The sequence below is a fragment of the Rhizobium sp. BK491 genome (assembly GCF_014194925.1).
Classification (GTDB): Bacteria; Pseudomonadota; Alphaproteobacteria; order Rhizobiales; family Rhizobiaceae; genus Rhizobium.
Genome location: NZ_JACIAR010000010.1, coordinates 61,829 through 83,341, shown reverse-complemented (window position 1 = coordinate 83,341; position 21,513 = coordinate 61,829). Strand labels below are relative to the sequence as shown.

18 protein-coding genes are annotated in these 21,513 nt (G+C 60.9%); 8 read left to right on the top strand and 10 right to left on the bottom strand.

All coding sequences use genetic code 11. The features are described 5' to 3' along the window. Nucleotides 1-117 precede the first annotated feature (117 nt). On the top strand, nucleotides 118-1,320 hold the full coding sequence (locus FHX05_RS27015) for an ROK family transcriptional regulator (RefSeq protein WP_183875697.1): 1,203 nt from the start codon (nucleotides 118-120) through the stop codon (nucleotides 1,318-1,320). A 3-nt stretch (nucleotides 1,321-1,323) separates the two neighbouring features. Here FHX05_RS27015 and FHX05_RS27010 read toward each other — a convergent pair whose 3' ends face one another. Continuing rightward, complete coding sequence (locus FHX05_RS27010; RefSeq protein WP_183715740.1) at nucleotides 1,324-1,659, bottom strand: DUF6665 family protein; 336 nt, start codon at nucleotides 1,657-1,659, stop codon at nucleotides 1,324-1,326. A 254-nt stretch (nucleotides 1,660-1,913) separates the two neighbouring features. Between FHX05_RS27010 and FHX05_RS27005 the strand changes: the two genes are divergently transcribed. Continuing rightward, nucleotides 1,914-2,447 (top strand): methylated-DNA--[protein]-cysteine S-methyltransferase, encoded by a 534-nt coding sequence (locus FHX05_RS27005; RefSeq protein WP_183875695.1) that lies wholly within the window; start codon nucleotides 1,914-1,916, stop codon nucleotides 2,445-2,447. Between the two features lie 277 nt (nucleotides 2,448-2,724). On the opposite strand, the gene FHX05_RS27000 is transcribed toward FHX05_RS27005, so the two are convergent. The 5 genes from FHX05_RS27000 to FHX05_RS26980 form a co-directional block, all read right to left on the bottom strand. Then, entirely contained in the window at nucleotides 2,725-4,728 is a 2,004-nt protein-coding gene (locus FHX05_RS27000) for an aldo/keto reductase (protein ID WP_183875693.1), read from the bottom strand. 164 nt (nucleotides 4,729-4,892) lie between these two features. Continuing rightward, nucleotides 4,893-5,981: a sn-glycerol-3-phosphate ABC transporter ATP-binding protein UgpC gene (gene ugpC / locus FHX05_RS26995; protein ID WP_112338864.1), complete on the bottom strand. Its 1,089-nt coding sequence runs from the start codon at nucleotides 5,979-5,981 to the stop codon at nucleotides 4,893-4,895. A gap of 15 nt (nucleotides 5,982-5,996) precedes the next feature. Next, nucleotides 5,997-6,833, bottom strand: coding sequence for a carbohydrate ABC transporter permease (locus FHX05_RS26990; RefSeq protein ID WP_015338242.1), 837 nt, complete (start codon nucleotides 6,831-6,833; stop codon nucleotides 5,997-5,999). Then, complete coding sequence (locus FHX05_RS26985; protein WP_112338865.1) at nucleotides 6,830-7,690, bottom strand: sugar ABC transporter permease; 861 nt, start codon at nucleotides 7,688-7,690, stop codon at nucleotides 6,830-6,832. Before FHX05_RS26985 ends, FHX05_RS26990 begins: the two co-directional genes overlap by 4 nt. A gap of 175 nt (nucleotides 7,691-7,865) precedes the next feature. Beyond that, nucleotides 7,866-9,140, bottom strand: coding sequence for a sugar ABC transporter substrate-binding protein (locus tag FHX05_RS26980; RefSeq protein WP_183875691.1), 1,275 nt, complete (start codon nucleotides 9,138-9,140; stop codon nucleotides 7,866-7,868). 86 nt (nucleotides 9,141-9,226) lie between these two features. Here FHX05_RS26980 and FHX05_RS26975 point away from each other — a divergent pair, with 86 nt between their 5' ends. Beyond that, nucleotides 9,227-10,177: a helix-turn-helix domain-containing protein gene (locus FHX05_RS26975; RefSeq protein ID WP_348648348.1), complete on the top strand. Its 951-nt coding sequence runs from the start codon at nucleotides 9,227-9,229 to the stop codon at nucleotides 10,175-10,177. Nucleotides 10,178-10,241: 64 nt separating this feature from the next. Beyond that, complete coding sequence (locus FHX05_RS26970) at nucleotides 10,242-11,012, top strand: TIM barrel protein (RefSeq protein WP_183875687.1); 771 nt, start codon at nucleotides 10,242-10,244, stop codon at nucleotides 11,010-11,012. On the opposite strand, the gene copD is transcribed toward FHX05_RS26970, so the two are convergent. Beyond that, nucleotides 11,009-11,893 carry a copper homeostasis membrane protein CopD gene (gene copD / locus FHX05_RS26965; protein ID WP_183715730.1) on the bottom strand — a complete coding sequence of 295 codons (885 nt, stop codon included), beginning with the start codon at nucleotides 11,891-11,893 and terminating at the stop codon, nucleotides 11,009-11,011. The two genes, FHX05_RS26970 and copD, sit on opposite strands and share 4 nt — an antisense overlap. Before the next feature lie 378 nt (nucleotides 11,894-12,271). Here copD and FHX05_RS26960 point away from each other — a divergent pair, with 378 nt between their 5' ends. Next, nucleotides 12,272-13,018 (top strand): metallophosphoesterase family protein, encoded by a 747-nt coding sequence (locus FHX05_RS26960; RefSeq protein ID WP_181476421.1) that lies wholly within the window; start codon nucleotides 12,272-12,274, stop codon nucleotides 13,016-13,018. Between the two features lie 7 nt (nucleotides 13,019-13,025). Here FHX05_RS26960 and FHX05_RS26955 read toward each other — a convergent pair whose 3' ends face one another. Both FHX05_RS26955 and FHX05_RS26950 read right to left on the bottom strand, forming a co-directional pair. Next, nucleotides 13,026-14,507: an NAD-dependent succinate-semialdehyde dehydrogenase gene (locus FHX05_RS26955; protein WP_183875686.1), complete on the bottom strand. Its 1,482-nt coding sequence runs from the start codon at nucleotides 14,505-14,507 to the stop codon at nucleotides 13,026-13,028. Between the two features lie 70 nt (nucleotides 14,508-14,577). Beyond that, complete coding sequence (locus FHX05_RS26950; protein WP_183875684.1) at nucleotides 14,578-15,849, bottom strand: 4-aminobutyrate--2-oxoglutarate transaminase; 1,272 nt, start codon at nucleotides 15,847-15,849, stop codon at nucleotides 14,578-14,580. 221 nt (nucleotides 15,850-16,070) lie between these two features. Here FHX05_RS26950 and FHX05_RS26945 point away from each other — a divergent pair, with 221 nt between their 5' ends. The 3 genes from FHX05_RS26945 to FHX05_RS26935 all read left to right on the top strand — a co-directional run bounded on the left by FHX05_RS26945 (nucleotide 16,071) and on the right by FHX05_RS26935 (nucleotide 19,537). After that, a complete protein-coding gene (locus FHX05_RS26945; RefSeq protein ID WP_183715722.1) occupies nucleotides 16,071-16,898 on the top strand; it encodes a MerR family transcriptional regulator in 828 nt (275 codons plus the stop codon). A gap of 83 nt (nucleotides 16,899-16,981) precedes the next feature. Further along, the gene (locus FHX05_RS26940; protein ID WP_112398639.1) at nucleotides 16,982-17,608 is read left to right on the top strand and encodes a ribonuclease D; all 627 of its coding nucleotides are present in this window, start codon (nucleotides 16,982-16,984) and stop codon (nucleotides 17,606-17,608) included. 237 nt (nucleotides 17,609-17,845) lie between these two features. After that, nucleotides 17,846-19,537 (top strand): hypothetical protein, encoded by a 1,692-nt coding sequence (locus FHX05_RS26935; protein ID WP_183875681.1) that lies wholly within the window; start codon nucleotides 17,846-17,848, stop codon nucleotides 19,535-19,537. 102 nt (nucleotides 19,538-19,639) lie between these two features. On the opposite strand, the gene rpsA is transcribed toward FHX05_RS26935, so the two are convergent. After that, nucleotides 19,640-21,343, bottom strand: coding sequence for a 30S ribosomal protein S1 (gene rpsA / locus FHX05_RS26930; RefSeq protein ID WP_112338876.1), 1,704 nt, complete (start codon nucleotides 21,341-21,343; stop codon nucleotides 19,640-19,642). Between the last annotated feature and the right edge of the window lie 170 nt (nucleotides 21,344-21,513).

The following is a 21,513-nucleotide window of genomic DNA, read 5'->3' as shown; positions in this document are numbered from 1 at the left end:
CTCTAGAGCCAGAAGGCTCCGTTTTGTTCCCTGATGAAACTCTGTGGTTTCTTTTAAGTCAATTGTCTTGACTAATTTGTTCTTCAATATTCTATTGCTGTCAAGAGGCAAAAACAGATGAACGATATTCGCCCGATCAGGGCAACGAGCGGAACGAACCACGAGGGCACCAGCGCCCATAACCGGCGGGTGATCATTGATGCCCTGCGGCTCAATGGTGCGCTCTCCCGCGCCGACCTTGCACGCGCCACGCGCCTGACAAAGCAGACAGTCTCCAACATCATGGAGGAGCTGGAACACGACGGGCTCGTCACATCAAGGGAAACGGTGCGACGCGGCCGCGGCCAGCCCTCGACACCTTATGGTCTCGTGCCCGAGGGAGCTTTCGCCATCGGTCTGCAGATCGACCGCCATATCACCCGCGCGATCGCCGTCGACCTCGTCGGCAATGTTCTCATCCGCAAGGAAGCGAACCTACCGGCCGGTGGCCCGGCAACGGGCACGCCCGTCGTCCTGCAGTTGGTAGAGGATGTGCGCAGCGAACTGAAGCAAAGTGTCGCGCAGGCGGAGAAGCGGCTCGTCGGCCTCGGTGCGGCGATGCCGGGCCCGTTCGGCATCGAGCAGGACGATGCCGACAATCCCTGGATGATGGGCGCCTGGCAGCGTTTTCCGCTGCTGGAAACGCTGTCGGCCGGAACCGGCCTCAACGTCACCCTGCAAAACGACGCCGCCGCCTGCGCGACCGCCGAGCGCATGGTCGGGGCCGCGCATGGGCTCGATCACGCCGTCTGCCTCTATGTCGGCTACGGTATCGGTGCCGGGCTGATCCTCGGCGGCGAGCTCTATAGCGGCGCCCATGGCAATGCCGGCGAAATCGGCATGGCGCTGCTGACATCAGGCGGAAAACAGACCCAGCTGGAGCATCGCGCCTCGCTGGCTTCTCTGTATGATCACCTCGGCGTCGATCCGATGGCGCCGGATATCTATTCGCTGATAGACAAGCGCGCCGCTGCCGATGACCCGGATATTCTCGCCTGGATCGAAAGGGCGGCAGTTGACCTGCGCTGGAGCGTACAGCTCATCGAAACCATCTTCGACCCGCAAACGGTGATTCTTTGCGGCGGTGCGCCCGTAGCGCTCGCAACGCGGCTGATCGCGGCCATGCAGCCGCTATTGCCCTCCAATGCCGATCGCCCCGACCGGTTGCTACCCCGCCTGCAGCTCGGCATGACCGATCCCTGGGCCGTGGCGCGCGGTGCCGCTGCCGAGCCGATCGGCCACGCCTTCGATCCGCGTTTCCAGGCGATCTTGAAATCCTGATATTCAGGGGTGTCGCGGGCTGGCGCCGAGGCGCGCAAGCACCTTGTTCGGAATGCCATAGCGCTGGATGACATCGCGGCCGTTGCGCAGACCGCAGATCTCGCGATGGATGAACATTCCCCAGACGGCTTGCGCCGCGATATCCACCAGCCGCTCGTGCTCCACGCCCGCCTTGCCCTTGGCTTCGCCCTCTTGCAAGGCTGCAAGCGCCGCTTCCACCTTCATGCCATGATGGCCGAGCGTGCTGGCGCGTTCCGATAGCATCTCATACTCAAGAATGCCGAGGCCGGTTTCTTTGGTTTGAGATGGATTGAAGTTGCGTGGCGGGCGAACTGTCATATCGAGCTCCGCATGCTTGATGATCTGGCTTTCCACGATTCTATACAATTCCAGCCCATTCCCCAAGCGTGCGCATGGAGGCTGCGTCATCTTGCAGCTGAAGACAGGAACCGGGAAATGCCGGGATTTTCTTGCCGGCCGTCCGTTTTCGGGTGGTTGCGAACGCTCATTTAAGGTCCAATACGGACATCAGCGCTCCATCGGAGGCAATCTCGCCCGAAGCCGCAAGCGCAAATCAAAGAAAGGATATCGGCATGACCAAAGCTCGGAAAAATGCGGAAAAGCAGTATGTCTATCGGATTGTGAATTCGCCCGTCGGCGCCTTGAAACTCGTCGGCAGCGATGATGGACTTGCCGCGATCCTCTGGGACAATGATCGCCCGGGCCGCGTGCCGCTGCTGATTGTCGCTGAAGATGACAGCCATCCTGTATTGCTGGAAACCGAGCGGCAGCTCCGCGAATATTTTGCCGGCGAACGACAGGCTTTCGATCTGCCGCTCGATTTTGCCGGGACGGAGTTCCAGCAGAAGGTATGGCAGGCGCTGCTCGCCATCCCCTTCGGCGAAACACGGAGCTACCGCCAGATTGCGACCGAGATCGGCTCGGCAAAGGCGATCCGTGCGGTCGGGGCAGCCAATGGCCGCAACCCGATCTCGATCATCGCACCCTGCCATCGCGTGGTGGGATCGGCGGGCGATCTCCGGGGATTTGCCGGCGGTCTCAAGCGCAAGGCCTATCTGCTGCGCCTCGAAGGAGCGGATACGAAGACATTCGATTTCGCTGCCTGATCTCTCATGCTTGGCACTCTAAACTCCTTCTCCCCTTGGGGAGAAGGTGGCCCGAAGGGTCAGATGAGGGGGTTAACTGCGCTGATTTAATTGGTTTTCATGCTCTTGGCGAATCCCCCTCATCCGCCTGCCGGCACCTTCCCCCGAGGGGAGAAGGGGTAACAACGATCTCTTCCCATGTGAAAGCAGCCCATCCGGTTTCCCGGATGGGCTGCTTTCATTTCTCGAATTTAGACTCAGCAGCCGACCGTGAACCCCGCCAGCCGACAGGCCTATCTCAGCCTTCGAGCCACTTCACCTGTTCCGGCGTCAGCTTGATGTCGAGCGCCGAAAGGCTGTCCTCCAATTCGGCGACCGTGCGTGGGCCGATCAGCGGTATCACAGGGAAGGGTTGGGCGACGACATAGGCGAGCGCGATGTGGATCGGGCTGCGGCCAAGCTTCTGCGCCAGTTCGATCGCCCTGTCGCGGCGGCCGAAATTGCGGTCGGAATACCAGACGCGAACCAATTCCTCATCGTCTCGCTTGTCGCGGCCGGCGCGGTCGGTGAAGAAGCCGCGGCCCTGGCTCGACCAGGCGAAGTTCGGGATCTGCTTGGCATTCAGCCAGGCCTTCCACTCGTCGTCGGAGGCGGCAACGCATCCGGCCCAGATCGGATCGAGCATTTCCGCCAGCGAGAAGTTGTTGGAAAGGGCAGCCGGTGCCGTCTTGCCGTTCTTCTGAGCATAGGCAATCGCTTCGTCGAAGCGAGCGCGCGTCCAGTTCGAGCCGCCGAAGATGCCGCGGATGCGGCCGGCCTTCACCTCTGCATCCATGGCATCCACGAACTCGCCGACCGGAACGTCGGTGCTGTCGCGGTGCATGAAGTAGATGTCGACATAGTCGGTCTTCAGGCGGTTAAGGGATTGGTCGAGCTGCTTGGCGATCACGTCCGGATAGCAAAGCGGCGAATGCGCGCCCTTGCCGATCAGCACGATCTCCTCGCGCGGCACGTCGCGGCTGGTGTGCCAGTCGCCGAAGATGCTCTCCGTCTTGCCGCCGCCATAGACATAGGCCGTGTCGAAGGCGTTGCCGCCGGTTTCATAGAAGGCGTCAAGCGTCAGCGAAGCGGCTGCGAAATTCGGGAAAAACTCGAAGCCGAGCGTGACGAGCGCTGCCGGCTTGGAGATGCCGGGAATGCTGCGCTTCGGAATGCTGTTGCCCTTGGTGACGGTCGCGCCGGCGATGTTCTTCGTCCGTTTTGCCGCCTTCTCGACACCATATTCGAGGCCGATCGAAGCACGCCATTGGTCGAGCACCTTGAGGTTGCCGATCGAATCGGCCCAGCTGATGCCGGGATAGGCGAATTCCTTTTGTCCGGCGCGGATGGCATCGCCGGCCGCATCGACTTCGAAGGAATAGAGCCAGCGCTCCTCCTTGACCTCGATCGTCTGAGTTTCGCCGCCCTTGATGACCTCGATCTTGCCGATCCCGCCCTTATGGCCGGAGGCGAACCAGAAGTCCTTGACTTCGATACGGCCGTCCGAGCCGATGATGCGCAGCGTGTTGTCCTGGTTCGCCATGATCGAGCAGGACACTTCGGCGATGACGTTATTGGGGAACTTCAGGACGGCGGAAGCCCATTCGTCGACGCCGGTCTGGCCGAGATGGCCGACGCCCGATATCTTTTCGGGATCGAGGAACGGCTTGCCGTCGACCGCGCCGGCGATCAGGCGGGCCATCGACACCGGATAGCCGCCGACGTCGAGAATGCCACCGCCAGCCATGTCATTGGCAAACAGCCGGTGTTCCGGATTGACCTTGCCCATATTGAAGCCGAAGGAGGTGCGGATGATGCGTAGATCGCCGATCACACCGCTCTTGACGAGCTCGATCAGCTTCGCCGTCTGCGGGTGGACGCGATACATGAAGGCTTCGCCGGCGAAGACACCGGCTTTCTTGGCCTCGTAGTAGATGGCTTCCGCATCAAAGGCGGAAAGCGCGATCGGCTTTTCGACAAGCACATGCTTGCCGGCACGGATAGCCTTGATCGCCCATTCGGCATGGCCGGTATGCGGCGTGGCGATGTAGACGGCGTCGATCTCCTTGTCAGCGAGCAGCGCTTCGTAGCCGTTGACGATGCGCGCGCCCGGGAAACCGTCGCCCAGGCCCGGCTTGTCCGGATTGCGGCTGGCGATGGCCACCAGCTTGCCGCTGCGGGAATGGGCGATACCATCGGCAAAAGTCTGTGCGATCCTGCCGGGGCCGATGATGCCCCAGCGGATTGGTGTCTCAGTGGTCATGGAACGATCCTTTCCTAAATCTGCATGCTGTCTTGGGAGGATGGCTGGAGCGTGATGCCGAAAAGTGTATGCGGTTTTCGGACGACATCACGCTCTACTTCTTTGATTCTAGAGCGGATTCAGATTTTAGATCGACCCGACCTAAATTCATCCGGCTCTAGCGTCTATCGCAATCGGTTGCCGGCGCTGTCGAACAGGAATGTCTTGGCGGCCGATAGCGCCACGGTGAGTTTGTCGCGATTGCCCGTGTTGCGGGACTCCTCGCGCTCGATGACGATCTGCTCGCCGCCTTCGACATTGGCGTAGATGTAGCTGGTATTGCCGAGATGCTCCGCGACGTCGACGTCAACCGTCATGTCCACATCGCCGCGCCCAGCCTCGAGGAAGTGTTCCGGGCGGACGCCGAGCGTCACCGGCTGGCCGACCTCCACCTTGGCGGACGTGATCGGCAAGGCCAGACGGATATCGCGCTGGCCCTTGAGCACGACTGCGATGCGGCCCTGCTGATCGCCCGCGACCTCGGCCTGCAGGAAGTTCATTTTTGGCGAGCCGACGAATCCGGCTACGAACTGGTTGGCCGGATCGTCATAGAGATCGAGCGGGGCGCCGACCTGCTCGATGTTGCCGCCGCGCAGCACGACGATCTTGTCGGCGAGCGTCATCGCTTCCGTTTGGTCGTGCGTGACGTAGATCATCGTGGTGCCGAGCTTCTTGTGAAGGCGGGAGATTTCCACGCGCATCTGCACGCGCAGTTCGGCGTCGAGGTTCGAGAGCGGCTCATCGAACAGGAAGATCTGCGGTTCACGCACGATGGCGCGGCCGATGGCGACGCGCTGGCGCTGGCCGCCGGAGAGCTGTTTCGGTCGGCGCTGCATCAGCTCCGTAATCTGCAGGATCTCGGCCGCCTGCTTGACGCGACGGTCCGTGTCGGCTTTCGGATTGCCGTTCATCCGCAGCCCGAAATTGAGGTTCTGTTCGACGGTCAGGTGCGGGTAGAGGGCATAGGACTGGAAGACCATGGCGATGCCGCGATCGGCTGGCTCCACATCGTTGACGACGCGCCCGCCGATCTTGAGTTCGCCGCCGGAGATATCCTCCAGCCCGGCGATCATGCGCAGCAGCGTGGACTTGCCGCATCCGGACGGCCCGACGAAGACGACGAATTCGCCGTCCTTCACCTCGAGATTGGCGCCGTGGATGATTTCCAGCGAACCGTAGCGTTTGACGATATTGGTAAGAGACAGTTCAGCCATACGGGTCTCCCGGAATTATTTGATTGCGCCGGCGGCAATGCCGGCGATGAAGTGGCGTTGCAGGAGAACGAAGATGATGAGGATAGGCGCCGTCAGCATCACGGCACCGGCCATGATGCCGCCCCAGGAGACCCTGGTGAGGCCGATCAGCGTTCCGAGCGCCACGGGCGCGGTCATCATTCCCGGCCGGGAGTTGATGAGCAACGGCCAGAGATAATTGTTCCAGGAAGCCAGGAACAGGATGATGGCGAGCGCAGCCATCGTCGGCCGCGCCAGCGGCAGGGCGATGCGCAGGAAGATCTGCCATTCCTTGACGCCCTCGACGCGGGCGGCGTCAAAGAGTTCGCCCGGCATCATCGAGAAGGCCTGACGCATGAAGAGGACGCCGAGCGAGTTGAAGAGCGGCGGCACGATCAGCGCTACCCACGTGTTCGCCAGCCCGAAATCGCGCGCCACCATGATGAATTGCGGGATGATGACGACGGAGTAGGGCAGCGTGATCGTGCCGAGGATGATGCCGATGACGCCCGAACGACCGGCGAACTGGTAGCGCGCCAGCGCCCATCCGGCCATCGACGTCAGCAGCACAGACAGGCAGGTATAGACGACGGCAACGACGATAGAGATCGTCATCGCGCCGACGAAGTTGGTGTCGGCCTGCAGGTTCCGGAAGTTGTCCATGAAACCAGTCGACGGTGTCAGGACGATGCCGGGGCTGAAAATGCCGTAATCGGGCATGGTCGAGAAGACGAACATCATCCAGATCGGGAACAGCCAGATGATGGCGAGCGGCGCCAGCAGGCCGTGCAAGGCGATCGAGCGGATCAGAGTGGATTTGGACTTTGATTTCATTTCGGTTCGCGCCCCACCCAGAGATTGAGAAGAGAGATGGCCACCGCAAGCGCCGCCATCGTATAGGCGATCGCTGAGGCGTAGCCGAAGTTGGTGGACTGGAAAGCCTGGCGATAGAGCAGCAGGCCGAGCGTTTCCGTCCCGCCGCCGGGGCCCCCCCTATTGGTGATCAGATATGGTTCGGTGAAGAGCTGCATGGTGCCGATGACGGACAGGACGACGCAGAAGAGGATGATCGGCTTCAGGAGTGGCAGGGTGATGTGGATGAACTGCTTGAAGCGGCTGACGCGGTCGAGGGTCGCGGCCTCGTAAACATCCTCCGGGATCGATTGGAGCCCGGAAAGGATGATAATGGCGTTGTAACCCGCCCAGCGCCAGGTGACGGCGATAACGATGAGTACCATTGCGGCATGCGAGTCGGCAAACCACGACACCGGCGCTATGCCCACGCCCCCGAGCAGCTTGTTGATGATGCCGAAGTCGACATTGAACATCAGGCGGAAGACGGCAGCATAGGCCACTTCTCCGACAACCACGGGCGCGAAGAAAGCAAAGCGAAAAATGCCACGCGCCTTCAACAACGGCGAATTCAGCAGCACCGCCATGACGGTGGCGAGTGTTATCATGACCGGCACCTGAACGATCAGGATGATCAGCGTGTTTTCAAGCGCATTGTAGAATGCCGGGTCGCCGAACAGCCGCCCCCAATTGAGCGACAGATTGAAGGTCCAGGGATTAACCCGTGTATTCTGGAACGATATCAGGAACGAATCGATGATCGGCCAGACCCAGAAAGCGGCGAATACCAGAAGATAGGGTGCAAGGAACGCATAGGCGCTCCGGTTTCGCAACCGCATGAAAGCCTTCTCCTTTAGCGCAGGAAAATGATGCGTGACATCACATCCCCGCCGCTCCTAGAGCGTGACGCCGAAAAGTGTAGGCGGTTTTCGGACGACGTCACGCGCTACTTCTTTGGTTCTAGGGCGGCGGGGATGCCGGGCGCGGCTTGGGAGGCACGCCCGGTAGTGTCACTCATTTCGCGAGCGGCAGACCTGTCGCCGAAGCGATCTGCTGGGCTGCATCGTCGAGCGCGGCCTTGCCATTCGGATAGCCGCCAGCGAGATATTTCGTCTGGACAGCCTTTATGACCTCATCCGCATCACTGAAATACTGGGTGCCTGGGCTCGGGTTGATTTTCGGCAAGGTGGCGAGAATATCGGCCCAGACCTTTTGCCCGCCCCAATAGGGCTGCGGCTGATTGACGAAAGGATCTTGGACCGCCGTCAGCAGCGACGGCACGAGGCCGAAGGATTTCAGCATGGTCACCTGGCCCTCATTGGTGCCAAGTGTGTATTCGAGAAACTTCCAGGCGGCTTCCTTGTGCTTGGATCCGCTGGCGATTGCGAGCGACGAGCCGCCGAGATTGGCTGCGTGCGGGCCGTCGGCCGTCATGCTCGGCATCGGGTAGACGCCCCATTTGCCGGCAAGATCCGGCGAGGTGGAGCGGATAGTGCCTTCATACCAGCCGCCATAGAGCTGCGATGCCACCTTGCTTGCCGTGTTCGCCTGGATTTTCTCGTTCCAGTTCGCGGCGCTCATCAGGCCCGCGTCCTTGATTTCCTTTACCTTCTCCAATGCCTTGACGCAGCCGGGCTGGTTGACGGTGATGCTCTGGCTGTCACCTGAAAAATACCCACAGCCCTGTTCGTTGGCGAGCATGCGGAACCATTCGGTGTCGCCGTTGAGATCGGCCTGCGTCATGATCACGCCCGGATTGGCGGCGGAGATCTTCTTGCCGGCGGCAATGAAATCGTCCCAGGTCTTGATGGTTGCCGGATCGACGCCTGCTTTTTCATACATGTCGCGGCGATAGAACATGGTGACCGGACCGGAATCCCACGGCATCGCATAGGCGGCATCGCCGACCTCAAGCTCGGCGCGCTTGAATTCCGGGAACTGCTTCTTCAGCTCATCCTTGTAGCCGAGCTTCGTGAGATCGGTCAGGCAGTCTGGAAAGCGGTTCCAGAAGATCGAAGCTTTGTGGTTTTCGATCGACATGACGTCAGGCAGCCCATCGCCGCCGGCAGCGCAGGCAGCCAGCATCTTGTCGAAGACCCCTGGGTTGCCGATGTCTTGAACCTCGACCTTGATGTCAGGATTTTTCTTATTGAATCCCTCGACCGTCGATTTCAGCGCCGACGCGGCGATGTTCCAGCTCCATACGGTGATGGTGGTTTGCTCAGCAAAGGCAGAACCGGAAGCAAGCAGGGCAGCAAGTGCCGTCGCTCCAGCAAGTTTTAAACGCATTGAAAATCCTCCCTTTTCAATTGCCGTCCTCAGTAGAACACGCTTAAACTATCCGCCGGTACGCTTCTGTCTCCTAAAAAGGGAACATCGACTTGGCGAAAAGTAAGGTGGGTCAACGGGCAGTTTATCAGCCGGGTGCGAGCAGTGTCGAAGGGCTCCCAAACGTCCTGCAGATGTTTCATAACCAGCCGTTGCCGATGGCAAAGCCGCATTGGCACGCACAGGTGGAAGTCAATTACATTGTCCGCGGGACCGTGCACTACCGCATAGGCGACCACGAGCTTACTTTGCGAGCCGGTGAGATCTGTCTTTTCTGGGGCGGCCAGCCGCACCAGCTGGACGAACCGTCCGACGATTCGATCTATGCTGGCGCGCATCTGCCGCTCGTGCATTTTTTCCGCTTGCGGCTGCCGCTTGATATCTCCGGCCGTCTTATTCGTGGGCAGGCATTGATAAGCTCGGCGACCGATGCCGCGGATGACGAGAACTTCGCCCGATGGCACCGCTATGTCATGTCCGGCGACGGCGCCAAGGCGGAACATGCCGTCGCGGAACTCCTGCTGCGTTTGGAGCGCATCGCTTTCGAGCCCTATCGCATGGTTCCGGAAAAGACTGGAAATGCGGCCAATGACCAGGCTCATCCGCAATCTTCGCGCAGCCTGGCGCGCATGTGTGATTTCATCGCCGATAATTTTCTGCATGACATCGATACGGTTGACATCGCCAAGGCGGCACACTTGCATCCAAAATACGCGATGAATCTTTTCAAGAAATCCACCGGCATGACGCTGGCCAAATATGTGAACCTGCTGCGCCTTTCGCGGGCGCAGGCGATGCTGATGCGCGACGGCGCCAATGTTCTGCAGGTCGCCATGGATAGCGGCTTCGGTTCGATCAGCGCTTTCAACAAGTCCTTCCGCCATATTGCCGGGATGTCGCCTTCCGATTTCCGCCGTGATATGCGCGTGCTCTCTGCGGTGAAGGTAGAGGCCATCAAACCGTCGATGCCGCGGCTGCCACAGCAATATCATCGCTAGAGAGGCTTGCCGTTGCGCATGATCTCGCGCATTGCTCCTGACCAAATCGAGGGAGGAGGATCTCATGCGACAGTTTTCGGCCTGTATCGAGTGGTTGTTTGCGCGCGATGGCGATGCTTTTGCGGATCGTATCCGGCTTGCACAGGCGGCGGGACTCGATGCGGTCGAGTTCTGGCACTGGACGAACAAGGATCTGGACGCAATTGCAGCTGCCGTCGCCGAAACCGGCATCGGGGTGTCCGGCATGGTGGCGGAGCCCATGATCGCGCTGACGAATCCGGCAAACAAAGAAATTTGGCTGAAGGGACTGCGGGAGTCCGTTGCTGTCGCCCAGCGCCTCGGCGCGCCAGTTCTGATCGCGCAGGCCGGCGATGAACTGGCAGAATTTTCCCGCGCCGAGCAGCGCGCGGCCATCGTCGCTACTCTTCGTGCCGGTGCTGACATTCTCGAAGGGTCCGGCGTCCGGCTCGGCCTTGAGCCGTTGAACACGAAGATAGACCATGCCGGCTACTACCTGTCTTCGACAGCGGAGGGCCTTGATATTGTCGACGAGGTCGGCCGCCCGGAAGTGGGTATCGTCTACGATCTCTATCATTCGGCCGTCATGGGCGAGGACACGCAGCAGGTGGTCGGCGATCGCATCGACCGCATCGTCCATCTCCATGTTGCCGATCATCCCGGCCGCAACGATCCCGGCACAGGCCATATCGATCTGGCGGAACGGCTGGATTGGCTGTACGCCCAAGGCTATCGCGGCAGGGTGGGCCTGGAATACAAGCCGACGACACAAGATCCGGCGGCCGTTCGGTCGGTCGTGAAATCGCTCGGCGGCTAGACTGGCTCCATCATGCCAAAGACGGCAACCAGCGCGATGACGATAATGCCGATCACGATCTCGGAGATACTTCCGAGCCGGAGGGCCAGCAGCGCCCGGCCCGGCTTGCGGCCGATCCAGGGAACGAAGACGTAGCGGTTGATAATGGCCAGCACCGTCATGATGGCAACCAGGGCGATCTTGATGGCAAGCAACTTCTGATACGGCGAAGACCAGTCCGTTGGCAGGCGTTTCAGGACCAGTAGCGTGCTGACGATGCCGGAGAGAATGACCAGTGCGACTGCAACGTGACCGGCATTGGAGAACCGGCGCAGCGCGAATTGCGCTTCCGCCCTATATTCCGGCTGGCCGAGAAGCTTGAGGATTGGGATCAGCGGCACCAGCGCCCCCAGCCAGCCGCCGCCGGCAAGCACGTGCAGGATATCATTGGCCCGGTGCACCTGCTGCAACCATCCCTCCAGCATCGAGGCATGCCCAGTCAATGACAGAGAGGCAAGGCCAATGCTGGCGCCCAGGGCCAGCCTGTGGCGGCGCCAGTTCTGTGGCGGCAGCAAGGCGCAAATCATCACGATGGCCGCCAGCATCTGCGCCTGCCAGGCGAACCCGACCGTTGTTTCGAAAACCACTTCATGGATCATGCCGGCATCGAGCGCATCGCTCCAGCCGCTGCCGATATTCGCCGTCGTCACCGGCAGTGCGGCCAGTGCCGTTAAAGCCGCAACCATGACAATCAGCACAAACGGTTTTGCAATCATGCGCCAAACGGTGTCGGCAAGTGCTCTTGGTACGAGGAGAGAGAGATAGGCGCATGCGCCCCATAGAAGCATCAGGGATGCATCATGCAGAAAGCGGCAGAGTTGGAGCGCTGTCGTCGTATCCATCAGGGCTTCACGATAAGTTTACAGTCGCCATGAATGGGACGTTCCAATTTGAGGCGGCAGCCCTCGTGCCGAGGCCCCAATATCTGGGTTTCCAGGGTCGACGGCGGAAGGTCTCGCGCCAGCGTGGGTAGCGCGATAAGATTGCGGATACGCACTGTCAACTTTCTCCATGCATAAAGGTGCCGTTCGGGACGCTTTGCCGCAAGGCGGGTTGGTGCTGCAGGTTCGGTCCTGCTGCCAGAACCGTCACCAGCGATAATTTCCGCCTTTCTGGCAAAGAATCGTCGCTTTTGAGTTCTTTTTGCAGACACAGTTGAGGCGTTCCGGGGTGTGCGCTCGAAAGGCAGTTTCATGGCGGCGTCCAGGATACGCGAAAAAATGACCAATGGCTTCGGCCATCGTCGACGCCGGGAATGGCTCGAACACCTCGACATGCCCACCTACGTCATCGGCGATGTCCACGGGCGTTACGATCTCCTGAGCGCGCTGGAGCGCAAGATCTTTGCCGACGCGGCGGGACTTCCCGGCCGAAAACTCATCATCATGCTGGGGGATTTCATCGATCGCGGTCCTGCCTCGGCGCAGGTCGTCAGCCGGCTGATGGCGCCGCCGCCGAACGGTTTCGACCGCATCTGCCTGACCGGCAATCATGAGATGGAGATGCTTTCCTATGTCGACGGAGAGATATCGCTTGAGGATTGGGTGGCGCTCGGCGGGGATGCGACGCTCGCCTCCTATGGCGTGGATATCCCTCGTTTGCAGCAATTATATCCCAAGCGGAAGAAGCTTGATACGTTCATTCGAACCTGGCTGCCCGACGATCACGTTAATTTCCTGCGTAGCCTGCCGATCCTGCTGGACACGCCCAAGGCGCTGTTCGTTCATGCCGGCATCGATCCCGACCGGTCGATTGCCGACCAGCAAGACGATGACCTGGTCTTCATCCGCTCGCGTTTCTACGACAGCGCGCAGCCGCTGCCGAAGCTGATCATCCACGGCCACACGCCAGTCCAACGGGCCGAAGTCAATGGTCTCAGGCTCAATCTCGATACCGGCGCCTTTTACACTGACCGGCTGAGCGCGGCCCGCCTATGGCAGGGCCGCATTCATATCACCTCAACCTGATAGCCGGCTACAGGTTGCCGATGCAGAGATATTTCATTTCGAGATAGTCATCGGCGCCATGGCGCGAGCCTTCACGGCCGAGGCCGGATTGCTTGATACCGCCGAAGGGTGCCGTTTCCGACGACATCAGGCCGGTATTGATGCCGACCATGCCATATTCCAGCGCCTCGGCCACCCGCCAGACCTTCTTGAGATCGCCGGCGAAGAAATAGGCCGCAAGGCCGAATTCCGTATCGTTTGCCTGGGCGATGACATCCTCGACGGTGTCGAAGCGGAAGAGCGGCGCAACAGGACCGAACGTTTCTTCGCGTGCGACCTTCATGCTACGGTCGACGCCTGTCAGGATCGTTGGCGCAAAGAAGGTGCCGGCGCCTTCGATGCGCTTGCCGCCCGTCACGACGCGCGCGCCCTTCGAAACGGCATCCCGAACATGGTCTTCAGCCTTGGCGACACCCTGTTCGTCGATCAGCGGCCCAACAGTTACACCTGGCTTGAAGCCGTCGCCGACAGAAAGCTCGGCCACCTTGGCGGCGAGCTTGGCGGCAAAGGCGTCATAGACATTGGATTGCACATAGATGCGGTTGGCGCAGACGCAGGTCTGCCCGGCATTACGATATTTCGAAGCCATGGCGCCTTCGACGGCGGCATCGAGATCGGCGTCGTCGAAAACGATGAAGGGCGCATTGCCGCCGAGTTCGAGGCTGACCTTCTTGATCTGGTCGGCGCACTGGCGCATCAGGATGCGGCCGACTTCCGTCGAGCCGGTGAAGCTGATCTTGCGCACCTTCGCATTGCCGCAAAGTTCGCGGCCGATCGCCGGGCCATCGATGCCGACGATGATGTTGAGGACGCCTGGGGGAATGCCTGCCTCCTCGGCAAGCACAGCAAGCGCGATCGCCGTCAGCGGCGTCTGTTCGGCGGGCTTCGAGACCACGGTGCAGCCGACGGCCAACGCCGGCGCGATCTTGCGGGCGATCATGGCCGCCGGGAAATTCCAGGGCGTGATCGTGCCGACGACGCCGACCGGCTGCTTGATGACGACCATGCGCTTGTCATTGGAGGGCGCGGGGATGGTTTCGCCGTAGATGCGCTTGGCCTCTTCCGCATACCATTCGACATAGGAAGCGGCGTAGAGAATCTCGCCTCTGGCTTCCGGCAGCGGCTTGCCCATTTCGGCGGTCAGGATCGCCGCCAGCTCGTCGGCGTTGGCAACCATCAGATCGAACCATTTGCGCAGGATCACGGCTCGTTCCTTGGCCGGACGGGCAGCCCAGGCGACCTGCGCGGCATAGGCAGCATCGATGGCAGCCGTTGTCTCGGTAGCACCCATGTCGGGCAGCGAGGCCAGCACTTCGCCGGTCGCGGGGTTGATGACATCGAATGTTTTCGTCGCCCCGCCGGCCGTCCAGGCGCCGTTGATATAACCGGCGGGGCGCAGGAAGCGCGAGGAAAAGGGAACATGCTTGGTCATTGCCGTTGTAAAGGACATGCTATGCACTCCGACTGATTTCGCCCGGCAGACCGCACGGGCGGATAAGGGAATAGGTGGACCGCGTCGGTTAATGGGAGGCGCTTGCCTCCAGCAGCGATGCCTCGAGGATATCGAGCGCTTCGTTGAACACGCCATCCTGAATAGTGATCGGCGACAGGAAGCGGATGACGTTGCCATAGACGCCGCAGGTCAAAAGAATCAGCCCCTTGTCGAGCGCGATCAGCCGCACCTTGTTGGCGAAATCCGCGCTCGGCAGCTTCGTCGTCGTGTCGTTGAATTCAACCGCATTCATGAAGCCGGGGCCGCGGATATCGGCGATTTCGGGCACCTTGTCGCGCAGCGATTCCAGTCGCTGTTTCAGGCGCGAGCCGAGCTGATTGGCGCGATCGCACAGACCCTCGTCGGCAATGACGTCGAGCACGGCATGGGCTGCGGCGATGCCGAGCGGATTGCCGCCATAGGTGCCGCCGAGGCCGCCTGGAGCGGGTGCATCCATGATTTCGGCGCGGCCGGTGACGGCGGCGAGCGGGAAGCCGCCGGCAAGGCTCTTTGCCATGGTGACGAGATCGGCGGCCACCTCATGGTGGTCCATCGCAAACATCCTGCCGGTGCGCGCAAAGCCGGTTTGCACTTCGTCGGCGATCAGTAGAATGCCGTGCTGGTCGCAAATCTCGCGCAGTGCCTTCATGAAGGCCGCCGGCGCGGGATAGAAGCCGCCTTCGCCCTGCACGGGCTCGAGGATGATCGCGGCCACACGCTGTGGATCGACATCGGCGGCAAACAGCTTCTTCAATGTTGCCAGCGACTGCTCGACACCGATGCCGTGCAGCGGCACCGGGAAGGGTGCATGGAAGACATCACCCGGCATCGGGCCGAAGCCGATCTTATAGGGGGCGACCTTGCCGGTCAGCGCCATGCCCATGAAGGTACGGCCGTGGAAGCCGCCGCCAAAGGCGATAATGGCGGAGCGGCCGGTGGCGGCGCGGGCGATCTTGACGGCATTTTCGACCGCTTCGGCACCAGTCGTCACGAAGATCGTCTTCTTGGCGAAATCGCCGGGAACGATCGCGTTCAGCCGCTCGGCCAGATGCACATAGCTCTCATAGGGTACGACCTGATGGCAGGTATGCGTAAAGCGGTCGAGCTGTTCCTTGACGGCGGCAATCACGCGGGGATGGCGATGGCCTGTATTCACCACCGCAATGCCGGAAGCAAAATCGATATAGCGATTGCCTTCCTTGTCCCAGATCTCCGCATTTTCGGCGCGGTCGGCATAGATCTGCGTCGTCATGCCGACGCCGCGAGAAATGGCGGCGTTCTTCCGCTCGGTCAAGGTCATTGCAGTGGCTCCCACAAGGTGTTTTCGAATTATCTTGCAGAAGTTCTGCAAGTTATTTAAAAAACTCCTACATTTTTCCTGTAGGATTTCAAGCGGGATTTTGTGTGGGAGACAGGAATGAGCCGAAGGCTGGCAGGAGGTTGCCGCTTTCCTTTAAGGCGCGCTAAGTCGCTTCATCCGTGCTAAACGGATCGAAAAACGACAATCAGGGATCTTGGCGAATGAGCAGTATCGAGCCGGAGCGATATCCGGTGCGCTATAAGGTGGCGGAAGCGGCGCGTCTTGCTGGCGTGTCGGCCTCAACGCTGCGGCTATGGGAAAGCCAGGGCCTTGTGGTTCCCTCCCGCTCCGAGACCGGACACCGCCAGTTCAGCGCCGAGGATGTGGCGCGACTGAAGCGTATTGCATGGTTCCGCGCCGAACGTGGCCTCAATCCCGCAGCGATTCGCGAAGCGCTTGAGACGGAGGAGGGGACTGCCGGATTGGAAAATGGCGAGCAACCGGCCTCCTCCGATATCGGCCGTAGGCTCCGGTCGCTGCGCCATGCCGCCGGCAAGACGCTGGACCAGGTCGCCGCCGACATGGGCATGACGTCGTCGACGCTGTCGACCCTGGAACGCACCTCGCAAGGCGTCAGCTTCAAGACCCTGCATGATCTGGCTGATTATTATGGCACGACGGTATCGCGCCTGTCCGGCGAGGAACGGGAGGATGCTTCCGCGCTCGTCCGATCCGGCGAATGGCGTGCCTGGCCGGCAACGACGCCGGGCGTCACTGTCCAGCTTCTCGCCGAAGGACGGACGATGATGGACTGCCATCGCTTCGTACTCGCACCTGGTGCGACGAGCGAGGGTGCCTATCGCCACGAGGGCGAGGAGTTCATCCATGTTCTCGCCGGTCGCCTGGAGCTGGTGCTCGACAGCGACCAGTTCTTCGATCTTCTGCCCGGCGATTCCCTTTATTTCGAAAGCCGCCGTTATCATTCCTGGCGCAACCGGCATGATGGTGAGACCATATTGCTCTGGATCAATACGCCGCCGACATTTTGAGCGGTGCCGGTATGGTTCTCATCCTCTCCGTTCTATAGAACGGACGAAAAGCGAATTCAGAACGACAGAGCCTGGAGAATCTCATGGCCGCCACCATCCGTTATCACGAAGGCGATATTTCCACTGAGGATGCCGCCCGCTACACCGGCGCCATTGCCATCGACACCGAAACTCTCGGCCTCGTTCCACGTCGTGACCGACTTTGCCTCGTGCAACTTTCGCCCGGCGACGGCACGGCTGACATCATCCGCATTGCGGCTGGCCAGAAGCAGGCCCCCAATCTCGTCGCCATGCTGGCCGACCCGACGCATCAGAAGATCTTTCACTATGGTCGCTTCGACATCGCCGTGCTGTTTCACACCTTTGGCGTCACCACGACACCTGTCTTCTGTACCAAGATCGCCTCGCGCCTATGCCGTACCTATACCGACCGTCACGGCCTGAAGGACAATCTCAAGGAAATGCTCGAGGTAGATATCTCCAAGGCGCAGCAATCGTCCGACTGGGCGGCGGAAACGCTGTCCCCGGCGCAGCTCGAATATGCCGCCTCCGACGTGCTTTATCTGCATGCGCTGCGCGAGAAGCTGACGCAACGCCTGCTGCGCGATGGCCGCATGGACTATGCGGATGACTGTTTCGCCTTCCTGCCGACGCGCGCCAAGCTCGACCTCCTTGGCTGGGAAGAGGCGGATATCTTCGCGCATAGCTGATTGCTTCGCTTGCAGCGCGAAATCCAGGGGCCAGTGTCGCGGAAGTGGCATTGGCCCTTTTATTTAGGGATCTGTTAAGGATTCGACTGCTATTTTGCGGATGATCTCCAGTTCTGCGCGTTCGCGCCTCGTCAGTTCGGTCATCCGGCGCTAGGAAATCCACAGGCCGCATGAGCGGACCTCAATTGAACCTGCTTCCCGCTTCCATCGTCGTCTTGCCAGACAAAGGAGCATGTCATGTTGCTTCCCGTTGGTGCCGTGTCCGCTGTGGGTGTGTCCGTTGAGAAGCCGATTGTCGCGACGGCCGAGACCTCCGGGCTTCAGACGACGGCAACGCCACTCGCCGTTTTGTCGAGTACCGTCAATGCCAGCGTCGAGGGAAAGCTGAACATGCTGCTGGTCGCGGCCCGCGAACGCATGCTCGACAGCCTGCTTTCCGCCATCGATGCCGCCAGCAAGGTGGTGAATGTTTCCCGTGAGCCGGGCGAGAGCAATACCGCCTATGCGCAACGTGTTGCCGCCGCAATCCGCAGTCTGACGCCGCCGCAACTCGCCGCCGCGCAGCAGCGAATGGATGCGCAGATGAGGACGCCGGTATCCTTGCCGCTTCTGGCAGCGGCATTGCAGGATCCGGAAAGCCCGCGAGCGGTGCAGCTGGCTCTCAGCCTGGAGCAGGCGTCGGTCACCGAGCCGGACGCCGTCCTGAAGGCGGTCGTCAATTCCTATGGGCAGAATGCCGGCAAAGTGGAAACGCCGGCTGCGCAGGGACCGACATCGGCTCCGCTGCAGAAGGTGGCCGATCTGGCCGCCCAGGCGACGGTACTTGCAGCTGCCGCAGAAGAACCGGCCTCCGCTATGCGGACCCCTGCGCCTGCGCCGGCCACACCACCGCCGGCTCAGCCTGTTGCACAGCCGGCACCTGCTGCACAGCCGACGCCACAATCGGGCATTCCCGTACAATCTCAATCCGCGCCGGCTGCTGCCCAGACGGCTCAAACACAGACGGTTGCGCAAAACGCTACCGTCGCCGCCCCGCAAGCCGCGCCTGCCGGCAGCGGTGCCGCTGCCCCTGCGGCCGTCATTGCCCAGCCTTCCGAGCTCGCTTCTCTTGTCGATGATTTGACCGCGAGCGTACTGCTGACGGCGATCGCCACCGAAGCCGAACTACCGACCGAAGTCGCGCTGATCCGGTCGCCGCTAGCGCCGCTGCCGGTGCCGCGCGATATCCAGCAGATAGAAGCCGACATCAAACAGGGCTTGCAGGTCGTCATTAGCGCGCCCGCGATGGCGACCAGTTCCGATCTTCTTCAGATCATCAACAATCCCTCCTCTTCCGTCGAGAAGATCATCGCCCAGGCACTGACCGGCAATGCTGCCGCGCAAGCCTCATCCGCGCAGCCGCCGGCCGTCAATGAAGGCCTCAAGAGTCCGGTCGCGGCGGCGGCCATGCCGGTGTCACTGGCGGAAGGACCCGAAGCATCCGACGTTCTTGCCATCGCTTCCGGCAAGCCGATGTTGCAGACGTCGGCTGTAACGCCGATGGCGGTGTATGAGGCTGCGGAGCAGACGGCAATGCCGGCACCTCTGCCGCTCGGCGTTCCCTTCGTCGTGGCGAATTATCTGCCGGCAGACGCCCCCGCCAAGAGCAGCGAATCGAAATTGCTCAATCGCGTCGATCCCGTCGGCGATGAGGAGGGCGGACAAGCTCAGGACGAGGAGAGCCGGCAAGGTCAGGATGAAGAGCGTGCCGATGCGGAGGAAGCATCGACAAAGTCAGAGGGCGAGGCATCTGACGAAGCGGAAGCTGGCCCGGCCTCCGCGAGGGATGATAGCGTCAGGCCGGAGCTCGTTGCCTTGCCGCAGCCTCTGCGCGACCCTCTGCACGACCACGCCTTCGATTTCTACCGGCGCATGGTCGCCTGGGAATAGCCGGCTCGCAACAGACAGGCGGCACGGGCACCGCATGGTGGACAAAGAAAAACCCGCGGGATCGCTCCGGCGGGTCTTTTGTTTCCAGGCTTCTACCGAAGATTATTCGGCGTTGCGGTTCTTCAGAGCCGCACCCAGGATGTCGCCGAGCGAAGCGCCCGAGTCGGACGAACCGAACTGAGCAACGGCTTCCTTCTCTTCCGCGATTTCCAGAGCCTTGATGGACAGCATGATCTTGCGGTCCTTCTTGGAGAAGTTGGTGACGCGAGCGTCGACAATCTGACCAACCGAGAAACGCTCCGGGCGCTGCTCGTCACGGTCACGCGACAGATCGGCGCGGCGGATGAACGAGGTGATGTCTTCGTGGTTGACGAGCTTCACTTCGATGCCGCCGTCGTTGACTGCGATGACTTCGCAGGAAACGACTGCATTCTTGCGCAGGTCGCCGGAAGCTGCTGCTTCGCCGACTGCGTCCTTGCCGAGCTGCTTGATGCCGAGCGAGATGCGTTCCTTCTCGACGTCGACGTCGAGAACGACAGCCTTGACGACGTCACCCTTGTTGTACTCTTCGATGACCTGCTCGCCCGGACGGTTCCAGTCGAGGTCGGAGAGGTGAACCATGCCGTCCACATCGCCGTCGAGGCCGATGAACAGGCCGAATTCGGTCTTGTTCTTGACTTCGCCTTCGACTTCGGTGCCAGCCGGATGGTTGCGGGCGAATGCTGCCCACGGGTTTTCCAGCGTCTGCTTCAGGCCGAGAGAGATACGACGCTTGGTCGGATCGACTTCGAGAACGACGACTTCGACTTCCTGGCTCGTGGACAGGATCTTGCCGGGGTGAACGTTCTTCTTGGTCCAGGACATTTCCGAGATGTGGATGAGGCCTTCGATGCCCGGCTCCAGCTCGACGAACGCACCGTAGTCGGTGATGTTCGTGACGGTACCGGAGATCTTCTTGCCTTCCGGATACTTGGCCTGGATGCCATCCCACGGATCGCTCTCGAGCTGCTTCATGCCGAGCGAGATGCGGTGGGTTTCCTGGTTGATGCGGATGATCTGTACCTTGACCTGCTGGCCGATGGACAGGATTTCCGACGGATGGTTCACACGGCGCCATGCCATGTCGGTGACGTGCAGCAGGCCGTCGATGCCGCCGAGGTCGACGAACGCACCGTAATCGGTGATGTTCTTGACGACGCCGTCAACAACCTGGCCTTCTTCGAGGTTCTGAACGATTTCAGAACGCTGCTCGGCGCGGGACTCTTCCAGAACCGTACGACGCGAAACGACGATGTTGCCGCGACGCTTGTCCATCTTGAGGATTTCGAAGGGCTGCGGGTTGTGCATCAGCGGGGTAACGTCGCGGATCGGACGGATGTCGACCTGCGAACGTGGCAGGAAGGCGATAGCGCCATCCAGATCGACGGTGAAGCCGCCCTTGACCTGGTTGAAGATGACGCCTTCGACGCGCTCGCCAGCTTCGAACTTGACTTCGAGCTTGATCCAGCTTTCTTCGCGGCGAGCCTTTTCGCGCGACAGAACGGCTTCGCCAAGCGCGTTTTCGATACGCTCGACGTAGACTTCGACTTCATCGCCAACCTTGAGCGTGCCGTCCTTGGCGCGTGCACCGAATTCCTTCAGCGCGATGCGGCCCTCGACCTTGAGGCCGACGTCTACAACGGCGACATCCTTTTCGATGGCGGTGATGATGCCCTTGGTGACATAGCCTTCAGCCAGATCGTTCTTGGCAAAGGATTCTTCGAGAAGGGCCGCGAAATCTTCGCGAGAGGGGGAAGTTACAGACATAAAATCTCCTGGCGTGTCCCGATCATGCAATCTGGACACTGATGCGCCGGTGGTTCGCGTTGAACAGGCCTGACCCCAGTCCGCCTCCCTTCGGGAAGCTATCCGGCGCTTGGACGGAATGTCAGGCTATCTTGAAATCGGCGGTTTCCGGCGCGAGGCGCGCGAAGGCC

Bases quoted from the DNA above. Each gene is read 5' to 3' on its own strand.
- FHX05_RS27015 (WP_183875697.1), top strand. From the start codon at position 118: ATGAACGATATTCGCCCGATCAGGGCAACGAGCGGAACGAACCACGAG.
- FHX05_RS27010 (WP_183715740.1), bottom strand. From the start codon at position 1,659: ATGACAGTTCGCCCGCCACGCAACTTCAATCCATCTCAAACCAAAGAA.
- FHX05_RS27005 (WP_183875695.1), top strand. From the start codon at position 1,914: ATGACCAAAGCTCGGAAAAATGCGGAAAAGCAGTATGTCTATCGGATT.
- FHX05_RS27000 (WP_183875693.1), bottom strand. From the start codon at position 4,728: ATGACCACTGAGACACCAATCCGCTGGGGCATCATCGGCCCCGGCAGG.
- ugpC (WP_112338864.1), bottom strand. From the start codon at position 5,981: ATGGCTGAACTGTCTCTTACCAATATCGTCAAACGCTACGGTTCGCTG.
- FHX05_RS26990 (WP_015338242.1), bottom strand. From the start codon at position 6,833: ATGAAATCAAAGTCCAAATCCACTCTGATCCGCTCGATCGCCTTGCAC.
- FHX05_RS26985 (WP_112338865.1), bottom strand. From the start codon at position 7,690: ATGCGGTTGCGAAACCGGAGCGCCTATGCGTTCCTTGCACCCTATCTT.
- FHX05_RS26980 (WP_183875691.1), bottom strand. From the start codon at position 9,140: ATGCGTTTAAAACTTGCTGGAGCGACGGCACTTGCTGCCCTGCTTGCT.
- FHX05_RS26970 (WP_183875687.1), top strand. From the start codon at position 10,242: ATGCGACAGTTTTCGGCCTGTATCGAGTGGTTGTTTGCGCGCGATGGC.
- copD (WP_183715730.1), bottom strand. From the start codon at position 11,893: ATGGATACGACGACAGCGCTCCAACTCTGCCGCTTTCTGCATGATGCA.
- FHX05_RS26960 (WP_181476421.1), top strand. From the start codon at position 12,272: ATGACCAATGGCTTCGGCCATCGTCGACGCCGGGAATGGCTCGAACAC.
- FHX05_RS26955 (WP_183875686.1), bottom strand. From the start codon at position 14,507: ATGTCCTTTACAACGGCAATGACCAAGCATGTTCCCTTTTCCTCGCGC.
- FHX05_RS26950 (WP_183875684.1), bottom strand. From the start codon at position 15,849: ATGACCTTGACCGAGCGGAAGAACGCCGCCATTTCTCGCGGCGTCGGC.
- FHX05_RS26945 (WP_183715722.1), top strand. From the start codon at position 16,071: ATGAGCAGTATCGAGCCGGAGCGATATCCGGTGCGCTATAAGGTGGCG.
- FHX05_RS26940 (WP_112398639.1), top strand. From the start codon at position 16,982: ATGGCCGCCACCATCCGTTATCACGAAGGCGATATTTCCACTGAGGAT.
- FHX05_RS26935 (WP_183875681.1), top strand. From the start codon at position 17,846: ATGTTGCTTCCCGTTGGTGCCGTGTCCGCTGTGGGTGTGTCCGTTGAG.
- rpsA (WP_112338876.1), bottom strand. From the start codon at position 21,343: ATGTCTGTAACTTCCCCCTCTCGCGAAGATTTCGCGGCCCTTCTCGAA.